Origin of the sequence: Corynebacterium epidermidicanis, from assembly GCF_001021025.1 — a bacterium.
Lineage (GTDB): Bacteria > Actinomycetota > Actinomycetes > Mycobacteriales > Mycobacteriaceae > Corynebacterium > Corynebacterium epidermidicanis.
Genome location: NZ_CP011541.1, coordinates 2,253,830 through 2,274,838, shown reverse-complemented (window position 1 = coordinate 2,274,838; position 21,009 = coordinate 2,253,830). Strand labels below are relative to the sequence as shown.

Here is a 21,009-nt window from a genome sequence, read left to right as displayed (position 1 = left end):
AATGACCGAGACCTCGAATGTAGGTAACAATTGGGTGAATTTTACGTAACGTGAATATAATTATTGGCTACTTTAGCTAGCAAATATTGAAACTTATTCTTTAGCAGGAGATATGCACCTAACGCGCTTCACGGATCTTGGTTTGCGCCTAGTCTTGCGGCTGGGGGAAATCAATCACGGTAACGTCGATAAGCCTGCGGTTCGGACGACTGTGGCGATGCTCGCCGAAGACATTAATGCGTCCTACGCGCACGTCGCGCGGGTGGTGGCGACGCTTGCAGACATGGGGGTCTTGCGGAGCGAACGAGGGCGAGCGGGCGGAGTCTACCTGCAAGATGAGGCACTCCAGCGAACAATTGGGGGCCTGCTTCGCAAACTTGAAGGTGGCGGTGAGATGGTCAATTGCATGCAGCCGGTGTGTCCATACGCCTCCCGTGACTGTCTCCTAAGGCATCGCTTAGCCGCGGCGAAGGAGGCCTTCTTCGTCTCCCTCGATGACCTCACCATCGCCGAGCTTATCGACGCCACCGTGGCGAATTCTCCCCATGTTGGATTAGGCATGCCGAAAGTGTCCTAGCATTGCGTGTTTACCAGCGTAATCGACTACGCTGGTTAACCGTGACTGAAGCGAAGAACACCCAGAACCCGAATGAAGAATTACCAGAGCAGCTGCGGATTCGCCGCGAGAAGCGACAGCGTCTGCTCGATTCCGGTACGGAGGCGTACCCGGTTGTAGTGGATCGCACTACGTCCATTAAGGATCTTCGCGCGAAATACAACGTCCTTACGGAAGGTGTTGAAGCCCAAGAAGGCGTAACCAACCTGGAGGTTGGCGAGGAAACCCAAGACGAAGTAGCAATCGCTGGTCGCGTAATCTTTGTACGCAACACAGGCAAGCTTTGCTTTGCCTCCCTTCAAGACGGCGACGGTACCCGGATCCAGGCCATGCTTTCGCTGGCTGAAGTCGGCGAGGAGCGTCTTGCCGCATGGAAATCCGACGTTGACCTCGGTGACTTCGTCTCCGTGCGCGGCCGCGTCATCGCCTCCAAGCGCGGTGAGCTCTCTGTGATGGCTTCTTCCTGGGCGATGGCCGCAAAATCGCTGCGTCCACTGCCGGTTGCCTTTGCGGATATGTCTGAGGACTCCCGTGTCCGCCACCGCTACACCGACCTCATTATGCGAGAGGCAGCGCGTGAGAACGCGATGACCCGTATCAAGGTCATGCGCGCGCTGCGCAACTTCCTCGAATCCGAAGGCTTCCTCGAAGTGGAAACTCCGATGTTGCAGACCCTGCACGGTGGTGCTGCGGCGCGCCCATTCCAAACGCACTCTAATGCCTTGGATATCGACCTTTACCTGCGCATCGCCCCTGAGCTGTACCTCAAGCGCTGCGTCGTAGGTGGCATAGATCGCGTCTTTGAAGTTAACCGCAACTTCCGCAACGAAGGCGTGGATTCATCGCACTCCCCAGAGTTCGCGATGCTCGAGACCTACCAGGCGTGGGGCACTTACGACGACGGTGCCGACTTGATCAAGCGGTGCATCCAGTCGGTAGCGATGGAAGTTTTCGGCACCTTGGAAGTTACCCTGGCCGACGGCACGGTCTATGACCTAGGTGGCGAGTGGAAGTCCATCGAGATGTACCCTTCCCTCAATGAAGCGCTGGCGCGCAAATTCCCGGGTCAGCCCGAGGTCACCATTTCTTCTTCCGTGGAAGAGCTCAAGGCGATTGCCGCTGTCATCGGCTTGGAAGTGCCTGCCAAGGGCGGCTGGGGTCACGGCAAACTCGTTGAAGAGATCTGGGAGCACCTGTGTGAGGATCAGCTCTACGGGCCAATCTTTGTTCGTGACTTCCCGGTGGAAACCTCCCCACTGACCCGTCAACACCGCTCCAAGCCAGGGGTCACGGAGAAGTGGGACCTGTATGTCCGTGGCTTTGAACTGGCTACCGGATACTCGGAACTGGTCGATCCGGTTATCCAGCGTGAACGCTTCGAAGACCAGGCGCGACTTGCCGCCGGTGGCGATGATGAAGCCATGGTTCTCGACGAGGACTTCCTGGTAGCCATGGAACAAGGCATGCCGCCGACTTCTGGCAACGGTATGGGCATCGACCGTTTGCTGATGGCACTGACCGGCTTGGGCATTCGCGAGACTGTGCTGTTCCCGATGGTCAAGCCGGAGGGTTAAGTCGGCTTAAGTTCTTAGGGGTGCTGCTTGTCTTTGTGAAGCGGCACCCCTAAGGACATTTTGCTTCCCACGGCGAAGTGATATCCCTCACTAGCGGGATAGTTGACTGTTTCACGTCACCAGGCTTATGCTTTATTCATCATCAACCATCAGGGTTGTTACTTACGAATCTTCTGTAAGGCAAGACCTGAGGCTCGAGATGCTCTTCAACTAGACCGGAAGAGGTGTCTTCAGCCTCAGGTCTTTTTGCTTTTCATAACTCGAAAGTTCGGCCAGTACACACCCTGGATTAACGAGAAGTGAAAAGGAGTGAGATTCGTGAGCACCACCACTCGGCAAGAGACGGCACAAGCCATTCTCGACGGCATCGGCGGCCCCGACAACATCTCATCGTTTACCCACTGTGCGACCCGCTTGCGCTTTGAGCTTAAGGACACCTCCAAGGCCGACAAAGCTCAGCTGGAAAGCATCAAGAAAGTCATGGGTGCCGTCCCGCAGGGCGGCAGCCACTACCAGGTGGTTATCGGTGGCGATGTCGCTACCGTGTATGACGACATGAATGCCCTGCCTTCAATGAAGAATGTCAAGTCTGCCAAGTCCAACGATGATGTAAAGGCAGAGCAACGCGCCAAGGCTCAGGGCAGACTCCCATGGATGGATGCCTTCTTTGAGTACCTATCCGATTCCTTCCGCCCAATCCTGGGTGTGCTGCTCGGAGCGTCCCTGATTATCGCGTTCGCTGCCGTGCTCGATGCCCTAGAAATCGTGGACTTCCGCGCAACCGACAAGCCGATTTCTTGGGTCTTTGTCGACGCCATGTGGCACTCTGTCTTCTACTTCCTCCCAGTAATGGTTGCCTTCAATGCCGGCAAGAAGCTGCGCATTGACCCTTGGGTTCCGGGTTCGATCATGTTTGCCCTGCTCACACCGGAGTTCCTGTCACTATCGAAGAACGCGGCAACCGTTTGCACTACCAACGAAGCACTGGGCACCGACACCTGTAAGGCCACCATTTTCGGCCTGCCAATGCTGCTCCAGGGTTACGGCGGAAATGTCTTCGTTCCACTGATCATGGCTGCCGTTGCGGCATACTGTTACCGGTTCTTCCAGAAGATCATTCCTTCCGCAGTTCACATGGTCTTCGTGCCATTCCTGACGCTGGTCGTCATGATCCCGCTGACCGCGTTCCTCATCGGACCGTTCGGCGTGTGGCTCGGAAACGAAATTGGCATCGGACTGTCGTACCTGAACAACCACGCACCGTTCGTGTTCGCCATCTTGATCCCAATGCTCTACCCATTCCTCGTGCCACTCGGCCTGCACTGGCCACTGAACGCGCTGATGCTGGTCAACATCCAGACCTTGGGCTACGACTTCATCCAAGGCCCAATGGGTGCGTGGAACTTCGCTTGCTTCGGTGCTACCGCTGGTGTGCTCTTCCTGTCCATCCGGGACAAGGACACCGTTATGCGCCAGACCTCCGCTTCCGCACTCGCAGCTGGCCTGCTCGGCGGTATCTCTGAGCCATCTCTCTACGGCATCCACCTCCGCTTCAAGCGCATCTACCCACGCATGCTCGTTGGGTGTTTTGCAGGTGGTCTGACCATTGCGATCCTGGGCATGGCTTCTGACGGTGTGAAGACCTCCGCCTTCGTGTTCACCTCGTTGCTGACTATCCCGGTGTTCTCCCCGATGCTGACCTACGCGATCTCCATCGCCGTGGCTTTCTTCACCGCGTTCATCCTGATCGTTCTTACCGATTACCGCACCCCTGAAGAGAAGGCTGAAGCTGCCGCAGCTAAGGCTGCCGAAGCTGAACTCGCAGCAGATGAGGCCCCTGTAGCAGCGGCAACGGAGGCAGAAGCTGCAAACGTTGGCGCTGCATCAGGCGTCGCTACGGCCACCGCAGTTGCCACTAAGTTGGCTTCCCTTGCTGCGCCCGTAGCGGGTGAGGTTGTGGAGCTTAAGAACCTCAGCGATGCTGTGTTCGCCTCCGGCGCCCTCGGCGAGGGCGTGGGCATCAAACCGGCCGCATCCACCATCGTTTCTCCAGTGGCTGGCACCGTTGTCTCCGCAATGAAGACGGGTCACGCATACGGTCTGAAGACCGCGGAAGGCGTGGAGGTGCTGGTACACATCGGCATCGATACGGTGAAGATGAAGGGCGAAGGTTTTACCCAGTTGGTGCACAAGGGCGACACGATCACCGTTGGGCAGCCGCTCGCTGAGGTTGATTTCGCAGCTGTCGCGGCAGCTGGCTATGACGACACCGTCATCATGACTGTCACCAACTCTAAGAAGTTCCAGGAGATCGTACCGGCTGCTGCTGGGCAGGTCCGGGCGGGCGATGAGGTAGTCACTGTAGCAGGCTAATCTCAACGTAAACTACACGTATGCGTGTACTGCGAATCTTTAACAACAACGTCGTCCTCGCCGCCACTGGCGAGGGCGGCGAAGTTGTTGTTACTGGGCGCGGGGTAGGTTTCCAAACCAAACCGGGTGACGTCATTGACGATGCCAAGATAGTCAAGGTTTTTTACCCCGCAGATGGTCGCGATCCCGATCACCTGGCCGAAATGCTCGCATTCATCCCCGCTGAGCACATTCGATTGGTTATTGAAGCGATGGGGAAGGCGGGCCTCTCAGCGGAGCAGCAGGGCAAGATCACGCTGGTTATCGCGTTGGCGGACCACCTGAGTGGGGCGATTCGCCGTGCTGTAGAAGGCACGTCCATCAGCTATCCGCTCAAAGCAGAAGTGCAGCAGCTGTACGGCGAGGAGTACCAGCAGGCAGTTCGGTTGGTGGACATTCTCAATCAATCGATTAGCACGGCGATTTCGCCGGAAGAGGCCACGGCTTTCACCTTGCATTTGGTCAATGCAAGCTTCACGAGTGGAGACTTGACCTATACCTACCAAATGACCGGCCTGATCGAGCAGATGATTGAGATTGTGGCACAGGGTACTGATTCGTCAACTCTCGATGAGATTTCGATCGCTCGATTTATTACCCACCTGCGATATCTATTTGTACGCATTGCGCAGCACAGACAGCTCTCCGGGGAAACCTCCCCGGTGACGACTGCGATCATGGAGGCGTACCCAGAGGCTGTTGCTTGCGCGCGTTTGCTGGCGGAGCTGACGGAGCTGCGCCTCGGCGAGCCACTCACTGAGGACGAAGTGTCCTACCTCGCGCTCCATGTGGCTCGCCTACATGGCAATACCTAGGGGTTAAAAGAATTTTGGTAGTCGGAATTCCGGCAGCTTCCATCCGGACTTCCACGCCCACAGCAGGCCACCAGCGAAGCCACCCAGGCCCAAAACCGCGAGCAGGATTTGCCACCAGCTTGTCGACGACGAGGTGCTTGACGATCCGGTTGAACCGCCAGGGCGCTGTGGCTTAGCCGTTGGGGATGGTGTCGATGTTTCAGATGTCGAGCTCTGGCTTGGTTGTGCGCTTGTGGTGGCGTTTGGAGTGGCAGTTGAGCTTGTAGCCGTGGCGCCAGGGGTAGTTGAGCTTGGCGCAGTGGTGCTAGTGGTAGCCGCAGGCTGGTTGCTGGTCGTCGTGGTGCGGGACGTGCTTGGCTGCGAAGTAGGGGTTGCCGTAGCGGTGGACGTAGGTACTGGCTCACGTGTGGTCGTCGATGGTGCTATCGACGAGGTTGGCTGGTTCGACGTTGGTGCCGCCGACGTGGTCTGTTGCGACGTAGTTGGCTGCGTTGAGGTCGGTGCGGACGTGGTTGGCTTAGGGGCGACAGGTGCCTTAGGGTTGACCAGCGTCACCTTATCCACCACGTATGGAGTGTCCACGTTGTAGGTGGTAAGCGTCAGTTCACTCGGGCTCACCGCGACGTTGAGGTAGTCCGGGGTGTAGTCCTGTCGCCAGAATGCAGTCCACGGTTGTTCGAGCGCGGGGTCGATTAGTTCGCGGCGCGCCCCCTTATGCTTAGCCCCATTGACGTCAGTGAAGTCGTAGTATTTTCCGCCGCCGGCGGTAGTCGTGGTCACATAGAGGACTTCGCCGTCTTTCGGGGTCAGGCGATCGCCGCGGTCCGCGCGCTGAGCTGGAACCACCGGGGTGGTGCCGTTCATGAGGTGGCTGCGAGTATAGATGTGGTCGTGACCAGACAAAACGAGGTCCACACCGAGCTCGGACATCACCGGAGTCAGTGCGTCACGGAGCGCTACAACATCCGAGTCCGTCACGTGTGATCCTTGCGAAAACGGCCCGTGGTGGTAAGAAACGATCGTCCAGTCATTGTTCGCGCCATGTTGTGCGACGGTCTGTCGCAGGAAATTGATGTGTTCGGCAATATCGGCAGCGCTAGAACGATTTGAGTTCAGGTTGATGAACAATACGTTGTTGCGTTCGTAAAAGTAGTTGCCGGTATCGCCCACCTCGTTGGGGAGGGAGAAGTGCTCTGCGAAGTGCTTGTAGCCATCCATGTAGGTTTCGTGGTTTCCAGCGATGGAGGCAACTGGGATGTTGCGGATCTGTTCGGGTTGGAAGTAGCCGTCGTATTGCGGTTCGATTGCGCCCCAGCCGTCTACTTGATCACCGAGGGAGAGAATCAGTTCTGCGTCCGGGCTTTCGGTGGTTGCTTTGTCAAGGGCGCGTTGCCAGGCGGCAGTTTGCTCGGCCACTTTGAGATCCACGCCGATTTGGGCGTCGGCCAAGGCTAGAAAGTTCCAGTTCGAATCAAAATCGGAAGTTGTGAAGCTGTGGGGTTCGGACCAGCCACCTTGGTCGGAGCCCACGAGGTAGGTGTAGGAAGTCTGTGGTTTCAGCCCGGTGATCGTCGCTTCGAATGAGCGGTAGAGCAACGCGCGGTTATCTTGCTCCTGCGCCGGAACTACCGTCGCATTGCTCGGATCGCTGGTGGGGTAAAACTTGAGCGATTGCGCGGAGAAACCTTTAGCGCGCCAGGAAACCGTCGATTGCGTTTGATCCGCACCTGCGCCAAGTATGATGCGTCCCACGTCGCCAGGGAAGGAGGCGGCCTGAGCTGGTGCTGTGAGGCTGCCAAAGATGAGGGAAGTGGCGGTAACTGTGGCTATGAGCGTGCGACGCGACATGGGCAGGAACATTCCTTTGGTGGGCGAATGTGTAAAAGTGACGCAGGGAAGTAAAACAGACCAATATGACTAGAAGTTGTCGCTTAGGTTAAGAATTTTGGTGGGAAATTTTCCGATAGGTTGCCCTCCGGTTAGGTAGGTGAACGTTGTGTTAATTCTTTCTTAAATGGGGGACCTGAGCTTGCTTTTTGTTGGGACTGAGCAGAATCTAAACCTCATGCCAAACAACACCCCGCGCGTATCACGTCGTTCGTTCTTCCGTATCGCTACTGCCACCGCAGCTGTCGCTGGAGCGACCGGCGTGGTGGCAAACGCTCAGCAAGGCCGCGGGTCTTCGCAAGGGCGGGTATCCGAACTGACGGCGCAAACCGGCGCGGGTCTGCCGTTTATTCACGGTGTTGCTTCCGGTGATCCGCTGCCAACGAGCGTCATCCTCTGGACCAGGGTGACACCTGATCGCGATGCGCTGCCAGGCTCTCGCCTGGGAGCCCCGACCGAGGTCAGGTGGGAAGTTGCTAGTGACCAGGGGTTCGACAACGTGGTCGCTCGCGGCAGCGTAACGACGTCGTCGGCAAGCGACCACACGGTGAAAGTAGATGCGGGTGGGCTGCAGCCAGGGACCGCCTATTACTACCGTTTCGTGGTGGCTAGTGGTCCGCACGCTGGGGCGATTTCTCCAGTGGGGCGTACCAAGACCGCGCCGGCCCGCGAGCAATCTCTTTCAAAGTTGAACTTTGCGTTGGCATCGTGCGCGAACTGGGAAGCTGGCTACTTCGCGGCCTACCGAGACATAGCGGAGCGAGGCCAAAGTGGCGAACTTGAGTTTGTGGCTTTCCTCGGCGACTACATTTACGAGTGCGAAACCGGCGGTTATGCGGGCAAGCACGGCGTGGTGCGACCGACGCATCCGGAGTGGGAAATCCTCACGCTGGAGGACTACCGAATTCGCTACGGACACTACCGAACGGATCCGGATCTTCAGGCTGCGCACGCAGCGCTGCCATGGATTGTGATGTGGGATGATCACGAGACTGCTAACAACTCCTGGCGGGAGGGTGCCGAAAACCATGACCCAGCCACCGAGGGGCCTTGGCTCACGCGTCGTGACGCAGCGATGCAAGCCTACTTTGAGTGGTTGCCGGTGCGGGCTACCTCGCCGTCGGAACAGGGCCACCTCTACCGATCCCTGCACTTCGGCGACCTCATCGATCTACACATGATGGACTTGCGAACCTATCGAGACTCGGAGACCTCTGCCGCCAACTTCGGCGATCCGAACCGCACGATGCTCGGCAGCGAACAATTCAATTGGATGTCTGCCCAGATCACGCAGTCGAAGGCGAAGTGGACGGTGCTCGGAAACTCGGTGATGGTCACTCCGCTGAAAATCTTCACGATTCCAGACAATCAAGAGGCCAACGAGGCACTGACCTACGTCAAGCAGCAGGCCTCTGGTTCGGCAATCAACTCTGACCAGTGGGACGGCTACGCGGCAGAACGTGACCGCCTGCTCGCCCTGCTCGCTGAGCGCGACGCCCATACGCTCTTTATCACCGGTGACATCCACTCGGAATGGGCGAACCGCGTTTACCACCAGGGCAAGGAAATCGGTTGCGAGCTAGTCTGCACGTCGGTGACCTCGCCAAACATCGATGATCTCCTCACCGACAAGACCGGCATCGAACACCAGCCAAATAACTCGACCTCGCTAATCGTTGAGGGCATGCTTACCGACGCCAACCCGTGGGTAAAGCACCTCGACTTCGACGCGCACGGCTACAGCATTGCCCGCCTGCTTCGCGACGAAGTCACGGTCGACTTTGTCCGCGTTTCCAACGTGGAAGACCCGCACGCGACCACTGCGGTCGCAGTGACCAAGACGTGGCGCCCAGGCGAAGGATTCCTCGCCTAGCGAGCTGAATTGGTTGCGAGGAGCTTGTTCTCTGCAGCTTTCATCGTGGCTAGGAGCGCTCCCAAGGTTGCGGTCACTCCTGCAACGTTGCGGATAGCCGTCGGATAGCCAAGTTTGGTCGGGTCGAGGAATTCATAAGGGTAGTAGCCCCCGGTGCGCGGACCACGGATAAAGGTGTAGGCCAGCCATGCGGCCGGGATGGCAAAAGACTTAGCCATGGCGCTCGGAGTCATGTCCTGCTCGGATGTGCTCGGGCGATCGGCCAACCAAATCACGGGCATCGCGATCGGCATGATGGTGTGGACGATCGGGTTTGTGAACTTCCCAATTCCCTCGACAACGGTGGTTTCTGCCAGCACGGTGTTAAACACCCCGCCGGTGACGACCAGCATCGTGACGGCATTGATACGCAGGAATGCCTCCGATTGCGGACGCTTACCTCGAGCATATTGAGCACAGACATAGGTGCCAATGATGTTCGACCACAGCGTGAAATAGGAGTAGTGAGTAACCAACTTCTGTGCTGGAGTCCTAAATTTCGGCCAGTCCCGAAACGGGGTGGTAGCGCTTTGATAGCCAGATAGCGTGACCCCAAGACCACCGAGAATGCCAGTTACCAGGCCAGCCCGACGCACTATTTTCTTCATGATGTCCGATACTAGCGGGTTCGAAACCAAGCGGGCTTATGAAAATCTAGCTATGTTGTTTTCATGAAGAAATTAATCGCATCTGCATTCACTATCGTTGTAGCCTCGATTGCGCCGGTGGCGCAAGCTGCGGAACTTCAACCTGGTTTCGACTTCCGGCACCCGTCTGAAATTGCGCGGGAGCAAGCAAAGACCCCGCTTGAGCGTCTACAGGACCAAGCTCTGACCAGCACCATGCAGGCCTCGTTTCTAGGAATGGCGGTTCCCGACGCAATCGCAGCAGGCAAAGGTGAAGCATTCGGCCCGCTGTCGCAGTGCGTTACCCAAGTGGCTGGAAGCGCTGAGATCCAACCAGTGCAGATGGTAGCTACCTGGTACTGCCTAGCTACCAACCCGAAGCTCAACCCCCTGCCTCGCTGGTACGTCTAGCTGGCTTGACCTTGGCGCGCGGTTCGCGCGTCGGCAGTGGGCAGCCTGGGCTGTGTGCGTGGGCACGCATGTGTGGTCCCATAAGCAAGCCCCTCAAAAATTAGTGGCGCAATCGCCACAACTTAACCCAAGAAAGGGCGCTGTTCGCTTATGGCGTACAGCGCCCTTTGTGCAGGTCATAGCGATTTTTCGCTGCCAAAACGTGACTTGGGCGCGCAAAGTGGAAATTCTTCCGGTCCGCCCGCGTTAGAGTAGGTGCAATTAGCTAACAAAGGAGAACCGCAATGTTCGAACGCTTTACAGATCGCGCCCGTCGCGTCATCGTTCTTGCTCAGGACGAAGCACGAATGCTGAACCACAATTACATCGGTACGGAGCACATCCTGCTCGGTCTTATCTCCGAGGGCGAAGGCGTTGCGGCCAAGGCACTGGAGTCGATGGGGATCAACCTTGAAGACGTTCGTCGTGAGGTTGAGGAGATCATTGGGCAAGGTACTCAGCCGCCAACCGGGCATATCCCGTTTACGCCACGCGCGAAGAAGGTGCTTGAGCTGTCACTTCGTGAAGGCTTGCAGATGGGACATAAGTACATCGGTACCGAATTCCTTCTTCTCGGTCTTATCCGTGAAGGTGAAGGCGTCGCTGCACAGGTGCTGGTGAAACTGGGTGCTGACTTGCCACGCGTGCGTCAGCAGGTTATCCAGTTGCTTTCCGGTTACGAAGGCGAGGGTCAATCACCTGATTCTGCGGGTAACGGCCAGAACTTGGCTGGCGCGGGCGCTGCGCCTGGTGGTCGCGGTGGCAACCAGGGTGGTGTGGGCGAGCGGTCGAATTCGCTGGTCCTGGACCAGTTTGGCCGTAACCTGACGCAGGCTGCCAAGGAAGGCAAGCTTGACCCAGTGGTCGGGCGTGAGAAGGAAGTCGAGCGCATCATGCAGGTGCTGTCTCGTCGTACCAAGAACAATCCTGTGCTGATCGGTGAGCCAGGCGTCGGTAAGACGGCGGTGGTCGAAGGTCTCGCGCTGGACATCGTTAATGGTAAGGTCCCGGAAACCCTGAAGGATAAGCAGCTCTACTCGCTGGACTTGGGCTCGCTGGTAGCTGGTTCTCGCTACCGCGGTGACTTCGAAGAGCGTCTGAAGAAGGTCCTCAAGGAAATCAACCAGCGTGGTGACATCATCCTGTTCATCGACGAGATCCACACTCTTGTGGGTGCAGGTGCCGCCGAGGGCGCGATCGACGCAGCCTCCCTGCTGAAGCCAAAGCTGGCTCGTGGCGAACTGCAGACCATCGGCGCCACCACTCTTGACGAGTACCGCAAGCACATCGAGAAGGACGCCGCCCTGGAGCGTCGTTTCCAGCCCGTTCAGGTCCCAGAGCCATCTGTCGAGATGACCATCGAGATTCTTAAAGGTCTGCGCGACCGCTACGAAGCACACCACCGCGTGAGCATTACCGACGGCGCGTTGGCAGCCGCCGCTAACCTCTCCGATCGCTACATCAACGACCGCTTCCTGCCGGACAAAGCTGTTGACCTCATCGACGAAGCCGGTGCGCGCATGCGCATCAAGCGCATGACCGCCCCAGAGTCCATCCGCGAAGTCGACGAGCGTATCGCCGACGTCCGTCGCGAAAAGGAAGCTGCGATCGATGCCCAGGACTTCGAAAAGGCAGCTGGCCTGCGCGATCAGGAACGCAAGCTGCATGAAGAGCGTGCGGAGAAGGAAAAGCAGTGGCGATCCGGCGATCTCGAAGAGATTGCTGAAGTAGGCGAAGAGCAGATCGCTGAAGTCCTCGGTTCTTGGACCGGCATCCCAGTGTTCAAGCTGACCGAGGAAGAGTCCTCCCGACTGCTGCGCATGGAAGATGAGCTGCACAAGCGTATCATCGGCCAGGAAGATGCCGTCAAGGCGGTCTCCCGCGCCATCCGTCGTACCCGCGCCGGACTCAAAGACCCGAAGCGTCCTTCCGGTTCCTTCATCTTCGCTGGCCCATCCGGTGTGGGTAAGACCGAGCTGTCCAAGGCGCTCGCGGAGTTCCTGTTTGGCGACGACGACGCCCTCATCCAGATCGATATGTCCGAATTCCATGACCGCTACACGGCTTCGCGCCTATTTGGTGCGCCTCCGGGATACGTCGGTTACGAAGAAGGCGGCCAGCTCACCGAGAAGGTGCGTCGCAAGCCATTCTCGGTCGTGCTGTTCGACGAAATCGAGAAGGCCCACAAGGAGATCTACAACACCCTCCTGCAGGTGCTCGAAGAAGGTCGCCTTACCGACGGCCAGGGTCGCGTCGTGGACTTCAAGAACACCGTGCTGATCTTCACCTCGAACCTCGGCACCGGTGACATTTCGAAAGCAGTCGGAATGGGCTTCTCTGGAGTCGGCGAGACCGATACCGCTGGGCAGTTCGACCGAATGAAGGGCAAGGTCAACGACGAGCTGAAGAAGCACTTCCGCCCAGAGTTCCTGAACCGTATCGACGAGATCGTGGTCTTCCACCAGCTCACCCAGGAACAGATCGTGAAGATGGTTGACCTGCTTGTCTCACGCGTCGAGAAGTCGCTGGCTGCAAAGGACATGGGCTTGGAGCTTTCCGACGCCGCTCGCAACCTCCTCGCCAAGCGTGGCTTCGATCCAGTACTGGGCGCGCGCCCATTGCGTCGCACGATCCAGCGCGAAATCGAAGACGTGCTCTCCGAGAAAATCCTTTACGGCGAGTTCGGTGCTGGTGAAATCGTCACGGTTGACGTGGAAGGCTGGGACGGCGAGTCCAAGGGCGAAGACGCTAAGTTCGTCTTCGGTGCCAGGCCAAAGCCACTGCCAGAGGGTAAGTTCTCCGAGCTTTCCGTCGAGGCTGCTGAGGCAGTCCAACCGGTAGAATCCGCTGAGGAAGAAACCCCGGACCACGCCCCAGAGGCCGGAATCTAAGGAGAGTAAACGGATGGGTATTCAGTTTCGGGAGAAGAAGAAGCTGGGCAAAAACAGCTGGCTCAATATCTCTGGCTCAGGTGCTTCGGCATCCACCAAGATTGGGCCCGTGACCATCAATAGCCGTGGTGGCGTCTGGGTTAATCTGCCTGGTGGCATGACCTTCCGCGGTCGCTGGAAGTAGACCGTCGTATCAGGAGATACTAAACCGCCGGTTCCCACGAACAGGGAACCGGCGGTTTTGCTTCGGAGTGTGACTGGTCGCTCAGTTGAGCTCAGCCTACTCGCCTGAGGAACTAAAACCCGGCCCTACCACGATCGATGTCACGCTGAAAATCGAGTGCGGCCTGCCGAGCTTCGTCGTCGTGTTCCTCGGTGCGCTTACGAATCTTTTGCTGCATAATGCCTGCGGGGATGGCGATCAGCAGTACTGCTGCGATGATGACGAGCCAAAATGTCGACATCTTAACCTCGGCTACCGTGGCCGCTCCATGCTAAACAAGCACGAAGTTGATAGTCAGTGACACCTGGCTTGTTGAAGATATCTTGGCAGGTGTTTTCGTTTGGATACCAACCGGTGCAGTGGGCGCCATCTTCATACTCACACACCGCGCGAGGCTGCACAGTAGTTGCTTGAGCTGAGGCGAGGTTTATTGAAATCAAAGCCGCGCCAATCAGTGCAGATGGAGAGGAAAGTTTCATTCAAACTCCTTTGTGTCCTGGGTCACTAAAAGTCTAAATTAAGTAAAACTCAGTGTCAATGGCTAATTTGAAATTATTGTGGCAATCGAAACAAACCGTCTGGATTCTGCTCTGCCAAGCCATCTTCGAGCAAAGAATACAGCGCCCGGGACCGTTGCGCGGCATCTGGCCATACTACGTCCAGCGCGGACTGGGGTACCGGCTCTTGAGCTTCGCGAAGTACCTTCATGAGCAGACCACGGACCTGGCGGTCAGTCCCCGCGAACTTCTGGACGCGTCGCTTCGCCGCAGCTAACTCATCCTCAGAAGGAGCCGGACAACCGGCCAATTGCCACGAACACTGGGCCAGTAGTGGACATTCAGAACACCTAGGCGTCGGCGTGCACACCAGCGCGCCCAACTCCATGATCGCTACCGAAAACTCTGGTGCTTCATCATTGGGCAGAAGTGCTGTGACGTCGTCGAGGTCGGACCGGCGTGCGGGCCCAGGCAAATACGCCCCATGCACCAAACGAGAAACCACCCTGCGGACATTCGTATCCACCACAGGTACTCGCTGACCGAACGCAAAAGCAAGAACGGCGCGGGCGGTGTAGTCGCCGATCCCGGGAAGGGCCAGGAGGTCGTCGAGAAGCGCCGGGACTTTGCCGTCGTGCTGGCTGACGATGGTGCGGGCGCAGTCCAACAGCCGGAGCGCGCGACGGGGGTAGCCGAGCGTTCCCCAGGCGCGCAAAACTTCGTCGGAAGAGGCTTGAGCGAAGGCTGCGGGGGTAGGCCAGCGTTCCATCCACGCCAGCCAAATGGGTTCTACGCGGGCAACGGGGGTTTGCTGACTCATTACCTCAGATAGCAGGATTCCCCAGGGGCTGGTGTCAGGCGTGCGCCAAACGATGTCACGCTGATGGGTGCGGTACCAGTTGATCAGGGGTTGGAAATCCATAAGTGAACAGCCTAGGGTTTTTCTTTTCTTAATGAAAAGAGCACAATAGAACTATGCCGCACCTCACTAATTTAGAACGCACCCCGCAGTCTGCTTGGGCTGCATTGAAAGAGGGAAACCGCCGTTTCCAGACCTTTAATGAAGAGCGCCCAAACACTGACTTCACCCGACGCATGGAGCTGACCAACGGCCAGAATCCGATTGCAGTGGTGTTGTCTTGCTCCGACTCCCGCGTGCCAGTGGAGCTCATTTTTGACCAGGGCTTGGGCGACGTTTTCGTGATCCGCACCGCCGGCGAAATTATCGACCTTTCCGTCCTGGCTTCCCTCGAATACGCAGTTGAAGACTTGCACGTAAAGGTGATCGTCGTGCTCGGGCACGAGTCTTGTGGTGCCGTCGCTGCAACGAAGGCCGCGATGGAAGGGGCCGGTATTCCGGACGGCTTCCGTCGCGTCCTCGTGGAAAAGATCAGCCCATCGATTATGAACGCGCGGGACGCAGGCAAATCGACGGCAGAGGAGTTCGAATCGCACCACGTGGCGGAGACTGTGGACCAAATCATTTCCCGTTCGCCTGAAGTGAAGTCCAAGCTACAAATTGGCGAGGTAGGCATCGTTGGCGTGCGCTACCGGCTTTCTGATGGCTACGCCGAGCCAGTCGTCGAAATCGGCGTGGACTAAGTTCGGTCGGTGTTATATCGCATAGGTGCTTTTCCTTTGCCCAAGCTTGGTTTGGGCGAGGAGTGCGTTGACGCCCAGTGGTGTTGCGGCTGCACACCTGCTAAGTCGTACTCTCGGGGTAGTACTCCTACCTAGCAGTCCGATTTTCGACGACTTTTGGCCCTACCGGGGTAGGAGTACTACTTCGGAAGTACTACCTAGCACTTGTGAAACTTCTCCATTCTCGCGACCAGGCATGGCCCCGAGTAACACCGCGGCGATTCCTAACGGAACCGTGGCGACTACGCACACCTAACCTCTACGTCACGACGAGCGAAATCTCTACTCAGATCGGCATACCTGTTGCTACTTAAGACACACACCGTGTCGGTAGCAGCCTTTTGCGTCGGATAGCCACTAAATTTGAGGTTGTGACTAATAGACCGCTGCCTGATTACATTTACCGTCGCCGCCGGATTGCTGCTCTGGTGGTGTTGTTGGTCATCGTTGCTCTGATTGTCTGGCTGCTCGCCAGCCTGGGCGGGGGCAAAGGCACGGAAGAACAGCCACAGCCCACCAGCGTGAATGCGTTTGAGCGAGAGACGGCAGTGGCTACACCAACGGCCTCAACGTCGCCGTCTCCTTCACCGACGGCCTCTCAGTCGGCGACGCCGACGCCGACCGGCACCCCGGCGCTGGCGGCTGCGGACAAAACAACCTGCGCGGTCGAAGATCTGATTGTGGAGGCGCGCGCCAATCAGCCGTCGTTCGGGCCGGAAGACCGTCCAACGTTTTACCTAACCGTGAAGAACCCAACCAAAGCTGATTGTAAGGTTGACCTGCGTAAAGATGGTCTGAAGTTCGAGGTCTATGATTTGGCAACCAACCACCGCGTGTGGGGAGATACCGACTGCAATCCGAGCGAGGATAGTGGCGAGCGAGTCTTCCCAGCCGGACAGGAGCGCCACTACGAAGCCATTTGGTCTCGGACTACGTCGGCCCCGAATGCGTGCGACAATCGCCAACCAGTACCGCCAGGAAGCTACTTCCTACACACCTTGGTGGGCGAGAACCACTCGGAGGCCTTCACCTTCAACGTGAAGTAGCAGGTTGCCCGCGCATAACCCGAGCACAGGTAAAGCTAGGCGCGCAACCGGACGATTCCATCGCGGATGTGGCGTGCCCACAGCGTGCCCACATTTTCGACAGCAGCGATGTCTTCGACACTGGCTTCGGTGAGTTTATTGATATCCCCGAACGCGGCGACGAGCTTGTCCATGAGGAAAGGCTGGACGCGAGGCACCCGGCCGAGGACGCGGTAGCCACGCGGCACGATCCACTGGTGAAGCGCCTCCTCCGCAGTGGGTAGACCGAGAATCCGAGCGATGTGGGTGGGTTTGACGATGTCCTTTTCATCGAGTCGGTCCAACTCTTTGAGGGCATGTTGGATGTCGTCGCTGGTAGGTAGACCACCGGTGACGAGGTAGTCCCGCAGGATGAGCTCGCGGTCTTTGGCGTTATCACCGCTTAGTTCTTCTAGCTGCGCGCCGAGCTGCTTGCCGTCGGTACCCAGTTCAACCACATCGCGGTCGATGGATTCTGCGGCTCGCTTGAGCATGTCCATGCGCTGGATCACCGTGATGACATCCGAAACCGTTGCGTAGTTGTGCATCTCGGCCACGAAAAGACGCTCATTGACCTGGTCAAGCCGTGTGCGGTAACGCTCCATGGTGGCGATCCCTTGGTTCGCCCGCGAGAGAATATCCGAAGAACCCTCGAGGATATGTCGCTGCTTTTCGACGTACACGGTGATGATGTTCATCGATTGGCTTACTGCGATGACCGGGTAGCCGGTTTGTAGCGCTGTGCGTTCCGCTGAGCGGTGTCGGGTCCCGGACTCTTCGGTTGGGAAACTGGGTGCGGGCATGAGCTGGACGTTTGCCCGTCGAATTCGGTTTCCGTCGGAGGAAAGAATGACTGCGCCGTCCATCTTGCACAGCTCTCGGACGCGGGTGGGTGCAAAGGGGACGTCGATTTCGAAACCACCGTCGCTAATTGCTTCGACATCCGCGTCGTAGCCGAGGACAATGAGAGCTCCGGTGCGTCCGCGGAGGATCCTCTCGAGGCCGTCGCGAAGCGGGGTGCCAGGGGCGAGGCGTTCGAGGGTGTCGCGCAGTGTGGCGGTCTGTGGGACTGCGGGTTCGGTCATGACGATTACTTTACTTGTTCAATAGCTGCGTTGATGTCCGCTACTGGGATGATCCGCATTCCGGGTACGTTGAGCTTTTCTCCCGCGGGCACGATTGCTTGTTCATAACCGAGCCGGACTGCTTCCTGCAGTCGCCGGGCTAGGTTAGGAATTCGGCGGATTTCTCCGGCCAGGCCCACTTCACCGAGCACCACCATCCGGGGAGGCAATGGACGGCGGTTGAGCGCAGAAATCGCGGCCAGTGCCACAGCTAGATCGGTGGCAGGCTCGGCGATTTTCATCCCGCCGACCGTGGCTACATAGACTTCTTTATCGGCCGTCTGTTGCTGCGCGCGTGCTGCGAGTACGGCGAGTACCATCGGCACGCGGTTAGCATCCAGCCCGGTGACGGTACGCCTCGGGTTCTTCGCAGGTGTATCCACGAGGAGCGCTTGAACCTCTGCCAGAATCGGGCGAACCCCATCCATGGCGACGGTCACGGCGGTGCCGTCTGGCGTGCTCTCCCGGTGCGAAAGGAACAGCCCGGAAGGGTCCGCAACTTCGTGGATGCCATCGGATTGCTGTTCGAAGCAGCCCACTTCGTCCGTGGCGCCGAAGCGATTCTTAATGCCCCGCAGCATCCGCAAGGAAGAGTGCCGGTCGCCCTCGAAATGCAGCACCACGTCAACCAAGTGTTCCAACACCCGCGGACCAGCCACGTTGCCATCCTTGGTGACATGGCCGACCAGCAGCACCGGGATACCGCGCGTCTTAGCCAACGAAGTTAAGGCAGCGGTCACTGCGCGTGACTGGGCGACGCCGCCGGCGACCCCTTCCACACCTTCGACGTTCATCGTCTGGACGGAGTCCACGATCAGCAGTGATGGCTTTACCTGGTCTACGTGGCCAAAAACTACGTCCAAATTCGACTCGGCCGCCAAAAAGAGCTGGTCTTGCAGTGCGTTGGTGCGTTCCGCCCGGAGCCGTACCTGGCCAGCCGATTCTTCGGCAGTCACATAGAGCGTGGTCCGGCCTTGGGCTGCCCAGCGGGAGGCAACTTCCAGCAGCAGCGTGGACTTTCCGACGCCCGGCTCGCCAGCCAGCAACACGACGGATCCGGCCACGATGCCGTCGCCAAGCACCCTATCCAACTCGCCGATGCCGGTGGTGATGCTGGCAGTGTGTTTGGCGTCGATCTTGCTAATCGCGATCGCAGGTGAGACTGGGGTGAGGCCTTTTGTGGGAATCCGCTTGTCGACGGGGGCTGGAGCTGCCTCGGTGAGTGTTCCCCACGAGCCGCACTCTGGGCAGCGGCCAAGCCACTTGGGGCTGGAATATCCGCATTCGCTGCACGAGTGAATGCTACGTACCTTCTTCGCCATGTGTTTGATCCTAGGCTAACCCGTGGACATGTGTGCACATATGTTCGAAACTATTGCTCAAAAAAGCGGGGTTAAGTAAAGAAAAGTGTGTCTCTGCTGCGTGTTTTCCGCAGTGTTGTGCGCCTGAAGCCGTTATTTATTGTGGTCTGGGAGCCGTAGCCCGCTCGATGTCGTCCCTTCGGTGTAGTCAGACTACCGCTGCGGGATTATATTCATTAAAAAACGCTGTTCTACGTAGTCGGACTACGCCGAAGCGACGACATAGCACTTGTGCAGCATACCCGCACCGCCGGCGACACCCCGACCAGACACACTTTTCTTTACTTAACCCAAAAAGCGGGTCACCACCTTTAAGAGCAAAGTGGTGACCCGCCTTATCGACGGCCTAGTGGCCAGCGTGAGCTGGATCTACTCGGTTTCCGGTGTTGACCTCGTTATGGTTAGCTGCAATGGTGGCGTCGAGCTTGATTTCGCCGGAGTCGAAGGAGAAGGTGACTGGCTTGCGGCCACCTGCTGCGAAGCCATCGTTTTGAAGCGTGGTGGTGATGTAAGAAATACACACGTTGTCGCTCTTCTTCAGCGCTTCAATGTTCATTGCACTATCGGCAACGACGGAGCAGTTGCGGGCGATTTCTGGCTTCTCGGAAAGGGTGACTTCCTTGCCGGCAACCTTAACGCTGTTGAGCTTGTGGGGCTTGTGTGCATCATCCTGGTTCACGGCGGTGAACTTCAGTGCGACGGTTTGGTCTTCGTTGACGATGATGGTGACGTCGCGAACAGCAACTTCCTTGTTTGCGGTGTCAGCGCCAGAGCCATCCACTGCGGCCACCTGGTCTGCGGTCTGGGAGATCTGGCCAGCGCCACAAGCGGTCAGCGTCAATACGGCTGCACCGGCTACGGTCATAAGAGCGCCACGGCGGGCAGTCTTTAGGATCATCACTTCTATCCGTCCTCCATCTGAGGCAACAATGCACGACTAATGTTCATTAGGCAGTGTAGCCGGGAGAGGTGCAGTTCACATACTCGATTGTGCAATGTAGCGCCATTTAGGGGGCGTTGGGGACGAAAATCACAGTTTCAAGCGGGAACTTCGACCCGATTTTCCTGACTTGACCCGCTCTGCGCAAAAACACTCGCGAGCTCACTGGGTGCTCAGCTAGCGCAGGTGGCCACCGGCACCTCGATGCCCACTACGCGGTAGTGCTGATCGATAAGCTGAGCATGCTAAGATGAGGGGCATTGTTTTTGCCACGTTTTCTCGGCATAACGTGCGGAATTAATACCAAAGGTTAATACCAACGTGCCCGAAGCGCGATCGACGCACCGGGCAGGGCGCATGGCTCGCGCACTACAGGCTTGCAGGAGTGAGTATGGATTTTAAGGTCGGAGACGTCGTTGTCTACCCGCATCACGGTGCGGCTCGCATTGAAGCGATTGAGCAGCGTGAACTGGGCGGCCAGCAGATGGAGTACCTGGTCCTGCAGATCCGGCAGTCCGACTTAACCGTTCGTGTTCCAGCCAAAAATGCTGAGCTCGTGGGTGTCCGTGATGTCGTTGGCGAGGAAGGCTTGCAAAAGGTCTTCTCCGTGCTTCGCGAGGTGGATGTCGAGGAAGCGGGTAACTGGTCTCGTCGTTACAAAGCCAACCAGGAACGTTTGGCCTCCGGAGATGTGAACAAGGTTGCCGAAGTTGTGCGTGACCTCTGGCGTCGCGACCAGGATCGTGGTCTTTCTGCTGGTGAAAAGCGTATGTTGGCCAAGGCTCGCCAGGTTTTGGTGGGGGAGTTGGCGCTCGCCGAGACAGTAGATGAAGCCAAAGCCGATGAAATCCTTGCCCAAATGGACGCCACTGTGGAGCGCCACCGGGCAACCGCGCAAGAGGAAGAACCGAAGAAAGAGATTGACGACTTCGACGTTGATCTCGACGACCTCAACTTCGACGACGAAGACTAATTC

19 protein-coding genes are annotated in these 21,009 nt (G+C 57.8%); 11 read left to right on the top strand and 8 right to left on the bottom strand.

Annotated elements, in window-relative coordinates:
- The first annotated feature begins 112 nt into the window (after nt 1-112).
- The 4 genes from CEPID_RS10430 (at nt 113) to CEPID_RS10415 (ending at nt 5,417) form a co-directional block, all read left to right on the top strand.
- Nucleotides 113-577 carry an RrF2 family transcriptional regulator gene (locus tag CEPID_RS10430; protein ID WP_047240900.1) on the top strand — a complete coding sequence of 155 codons (465 nt, stop codon included), beginning with the start codon at nt 113-115 and terminating at the stop codon, nt 575-577.
- Between the two features lie 41 nt (nt 578-618).
- The gene (gene lysS, locus CEPID_RS10425) at nt 619-2,190 is read left to right on the top strand and encodes a lysine--tRNA ligase (RefSeq protein WP_047241522.1); all 1,572 of its coding nucleotides are present in this window, start codon (nt 619-621) and stop codon (nt 2,188-2,190) included.
- A gap of 318 nt (nt 2,191-2,508) precedes the next feature.
- Nucleotides 2,509-4,563 (top strand): glucose PTS transporter subunit IIA, encoded by a 2,055-nt coding sequence (locus CEPID_RS10420; RefSeq protein ID WP_047240899.1) that lies wholly within the window; start codon nt 2,509-2,511, stop codon nt 4,561-4,563.
- Between the two features lie 20 nt (nt 4,564-4,583).
- A complete protein-coding gene (locus tag CEPID_RS10415) occupies nt 4,584-5,417 on the top strand; it encodes a PRD domain-containing protein (protein WP_047240898.1) in 834 nt (277 codons plus the stop codon).
- Between the two features lie 3 nt (nt 5,418-5,420).
- On the opposite strand, the gene CEPID_RS10410 is transcribed toward CEPID_RS10415, so the two are convergent.
- Nucleotides 5,421-7,265, bottom strand: a complete 1,845-nt coding sequence (locus CEPID_RS10410) for an FN3 domain-containing metallophosphoesterase family protein (protein ID WP_052843534.1) — start codon at nt 7,263-7,265, stop codon at nt 5,421-5,423.
- Nucleotides 7,266-7,482: 217 nt separating this feature from the next.
- On the opposite strand from CEPID_RS10410, the gene CEPID_RS10405 reads away from it, so the two are divergent.
- Nucleotides 7,483-9,177 carry an alkaline phosphatase D family protein gene (locus tag CEPID_RS10405; protein WP_047241520.1) on the top strand — a complete coding sequence of 565 codons (1,695 nt, stop codon included), beginning with the start codon at nt 7,483-7,485 and terminating at the stop codon, nt 9,175-9,177.
- On the opposite strand, the gene CEPID_RS10400 is transcribed toward CEPID_RS10405, so the two are convergent.
- On the bottom strand, nt 9,174-9,824 hold the full coding sequence (locus CEPID_RS10400) for a Pr6Pr family membrane protein (RefSeq protein WP_144413515.1): 651 nt from the start codon (nt 9,822-9,824) through the stop codon (nt 9,174-9,176). The genes CEPID_RS10405 and CEPID_RS10400 overlap by 4 nt on opposite strands.
- A 63-nt stretch (nt 9,825-9,887) precedes the next feature.
- Between CEPID_RS10400 and CEPID_RS10395 the strand changes: the two genes are divergently transcribed.
- From CEPID_RS10395 to CEPID_RS13190, 3 genes are all read left to right on the top strand, one after another.
- Complete coding sequence (locus tag CEPID_RS10395) at nt 9,888-10,253, top strand: hypothetical protein (protein WP_047240897.1); 366 nt, start codon at nt 9,888-9,890, stop codon at nt 10,251-10,253.
- 284 nt (nt 10,254-10,537) lie between these two features.
- Complete coding sequence (locus CEPID_RS10390) at nt 10,538-13,183, top strand: ATP-dependent Clp protease ATP-binding subunit (protein ID WP_047240896.1); 2,646 nt, start codon at nt 10,538-10,540, stop codon at nt 13,181-13,183.
- 13 nt (nt 13,184-13,196) lie between these two features.
- Nucleotides 13,197-13,367, top strand: coding sequence for a DUF4236 domain-containing protein (locus CEPID_RS13190; RefSeq protein WP_144413514.1), 171 nt, complete (start codon nt 13,197-13,199; stop codon nt 13,365-13,367).
- A gap of 112 nt (nt 13,368-13,479) precedes the next feature.
- Here CEPID_RS13190 and CEPID_RS13350 read toward each other — a convergent pair whose 3' ends face one another.
- The 3 genes from CEPID_RS13350 to CEPID_RS10380 form a co-directional block, all read right to left on the bottom strand.
- Complete coding sequence (locus CEPID_RS13350) at nt 13,480-13,647, bottom strand: hypothetical protein (protein ID WP_158408044.1); 168 nt, start codon at nt 13,645-13,647, stop codon at nt 13,480-13,482.
- 1 nt (nt 13,648) lies between these two features.
- Nucleotides 13,649-13,885, bottom strand: a complete 237-nt coding sequence (locus tag CEPID_RS10385; RefSeq protein ID WP_047240895.1) for a hypothetical protein — start codon at nt 13,883-13,885, stop codon at nt 13,649-13,651.
- Between the two features lie 73 nt (nt 13,886-13,958).
- Nucleotides 13,959-14,825 (bottom strand): HhH-GPD family protein, encoded by an 867-nt coding sequence (locus tag CEPID_RS10380; RefSeq protein WP_047240894.1) that lies wholly within the window; start codon nt 14,823-14,825, stop codon nt 13,959-13,961.
- A gap of 53 nt (nt 14,826-14,878) precedes the next feature.
- On the opposite strand from CEPID_RS10380, the gene CEPID_RS10375 reads away from it, so the two are divergent.
- Together CEPID_RS10375 and CEPID_RS10370 are read left to right on the top strand one after the other, a co-directional pair.
- Nucleotides 14,879-15,505: a carbonic anhydrase gene (locus CEPID_RS10375; protein ID WP_047240893.1), complete on the top strand. Its 627-nt coding sequence runs from the start codon at nt 14,879-14,881 to the stop codon at nt 15,503-15,505.
- Between the two features lie 410 nt (nt 15,506-15,915).
- The gene (locus CEPID_RS10370) at nt 15,916-16,590 is read left to right on the top strand and encodes a hypothetical protein (RefSeq protein WP_047240892.1); all 675 of its coding nucleotides are present in this window, start codon (nt 15,916-15,918) and stop codon (nt 16,588-16,590) included.
- Between the two features lie 35 nt (nt 16,591-16,625).
- On the opposite strand, the gene disA is transcribed toward CEPID_RS10370, so the two are convergent.
- From disA to CEPID_RS10355, 3 genes are all read right to left on the bottom strand, one after another.
- Complete coding sequence (disA, locus tag CEPID_RS10365; protein WP_407921625.1) at nt 16,626-17,699, bottom strand: DNA integrity scanning diadenylate cyclase DisA; 1,074 nt, start codon at nt 17,697-17,699, stop codon at nt 16,626-16,628.
- On the bottom strand, nt 17,699-19,054 hold the full coding sequence (gene radA, locus CEPID_RS10360) for a DNA repair protein RadA (protein ID WP_047240890.1): 1,356 nt from the start codon (nt 19,052-19,054) through the stop codon (nt 17,699-17,701). The genes disA and radA overlap by 1 nt, the downstream gene beginning before the upstream one ends.
- A 385-nt stretch (nt 19,055-19,439) precedes the next feature.
- Nucleotides 19,440-19,991 carry a hypothetical protein gene (locus CEPID_RS10355; protein ID WP_047240889.1) on the bottom strand — a complete coding sequence of 184 codons (552 nt, stop codon included), beginning with the start codon at nt 19,989-19,991 and terminating at the stop codon, nt 19,440-19,442.
- Nucleotides 19,992-20,424: 433 nt separating this feature from the next.
- Here CEPID_RS10355 and CEPID_RS10350 point away from each other — a divergent pair, with 433 nt between their 5' ends.
- Nucleotides 20,425-21,006, top strand: coding sequence for a CarD family transcriptional regulator (locus tag CEPID_RS10350; protein WP_047240888.1), 582 nt, complete (start codon nt 20,425-20,427; stop codon nt 21,004-21,006).
- Nucleotides 21,007-21,009 lie beyond the last annotated feature (3 nt).

Bases quoted from the DNA above. Each gene is read 5' to 3' on its own strand.
- CEPID_RS10385 (WP_047240895.1), bottom strand. From the start codon at position 13,885: ATGAAACTTTCCTCTCCATCTGCACTGATTGGCGCGGCTTTGATTTCA.
- CEPID_RS10375 (WP_047240893.1), top strand. From the start codon at position 14,879: ATGCCGCACCTCACTAATTTAGAACGCACCCCGCAGTCTGCTTGGGCT.
- CEPID_RS10355 (WP_047240889.1), bottom strand. From the start codon at position 19,991: ATGATCCTAAAGACTGCCCGCCGTGGCGCTCTTATGACCGTAGCCGGT.
- CEPID_RS10405 (WP_047241520.1), top strand. From the start codon at position 7,483: ATGCCAAACAACACCCCGCGCGTATCACGTCGTTCGTTCTTCCGTATC.
- radA (WP_047240890.1), bottom strand. From the start codon at position 19,054: ATGGCGAAGAAGGTACGTAGCATTCACTCGTGCAGCGAATGCGGATAT.
- CEPID_RS13190 (WP_144413514.1), top strand. From the start codon at position 13,197: ATGGGTATTCAGTTTCGGGAGAAGAAGAAGCTGGGCAAAAACAGCTGG.
- CEPID_RS10380 (WP_047240894.1), bottom strand. From the start codon at position 14,825: ATGGATTTCCAACCCCTGATCAACTGGTACCGCACCCATCAGCGTGAC.
- CEPID_RS10410 (WP_052843534.1), bottom strand. From the start codon at position 7,265: ATGTCGCGTCGCACGCTCATAGCCACAGTTACCGCCACTTCCCTCATC.
- CEPID_RS10430 (WP_047240900.1), top strand. From the start codon at position 113: ATGCACCTAACGCGCTTCACGGATCTTGGTTTGCGCCTAGTCTTGCGG.
- CEPID_RS10390 (WP_047240896.1), top strand. From the start codon at position 10,538: ATGTTCGAACGCTTTACAGATCGCGCCCGTCGCGTCATCGTTCTTGCT.
- CEPID_RS10395 (WP_047240897.1), top strand. From the start codon at position 9,888: ATGAAGAAATTAATCGCATCTGCATTCACTATCGTTGTAGCCTCGATT.
- CEPID_RS10400 (WP_144413515.1), bottom strand. From the start codon at position 9,824: ATGAAGAAAATAGTGCGTCGGGCTGGCCTGGTAACTGGCATTCTCGGT.
- CEPID_RS13350 (WP_158408044.1), bottom strand. From the start codon at position 13,647: ATGTCGACATTTTGGCTCGTCATCATCGCAGCAGTACTGCTGATCGCC.
- CEPID_RS10350 (WP_047240888.1), top strand. From the start codon at position 20,425: ATGGATTTTAAGGTCGGAGACGTCGTTGTCTACCCGCATCACGGTGCG.
- CEPID_RS10415 (WP_047240898.1), top strand. From the start codon at position 4,584: ATGCGTGTACTGCGAATCTTTAACAACAACGTCGTCCTCGCCGCCACT.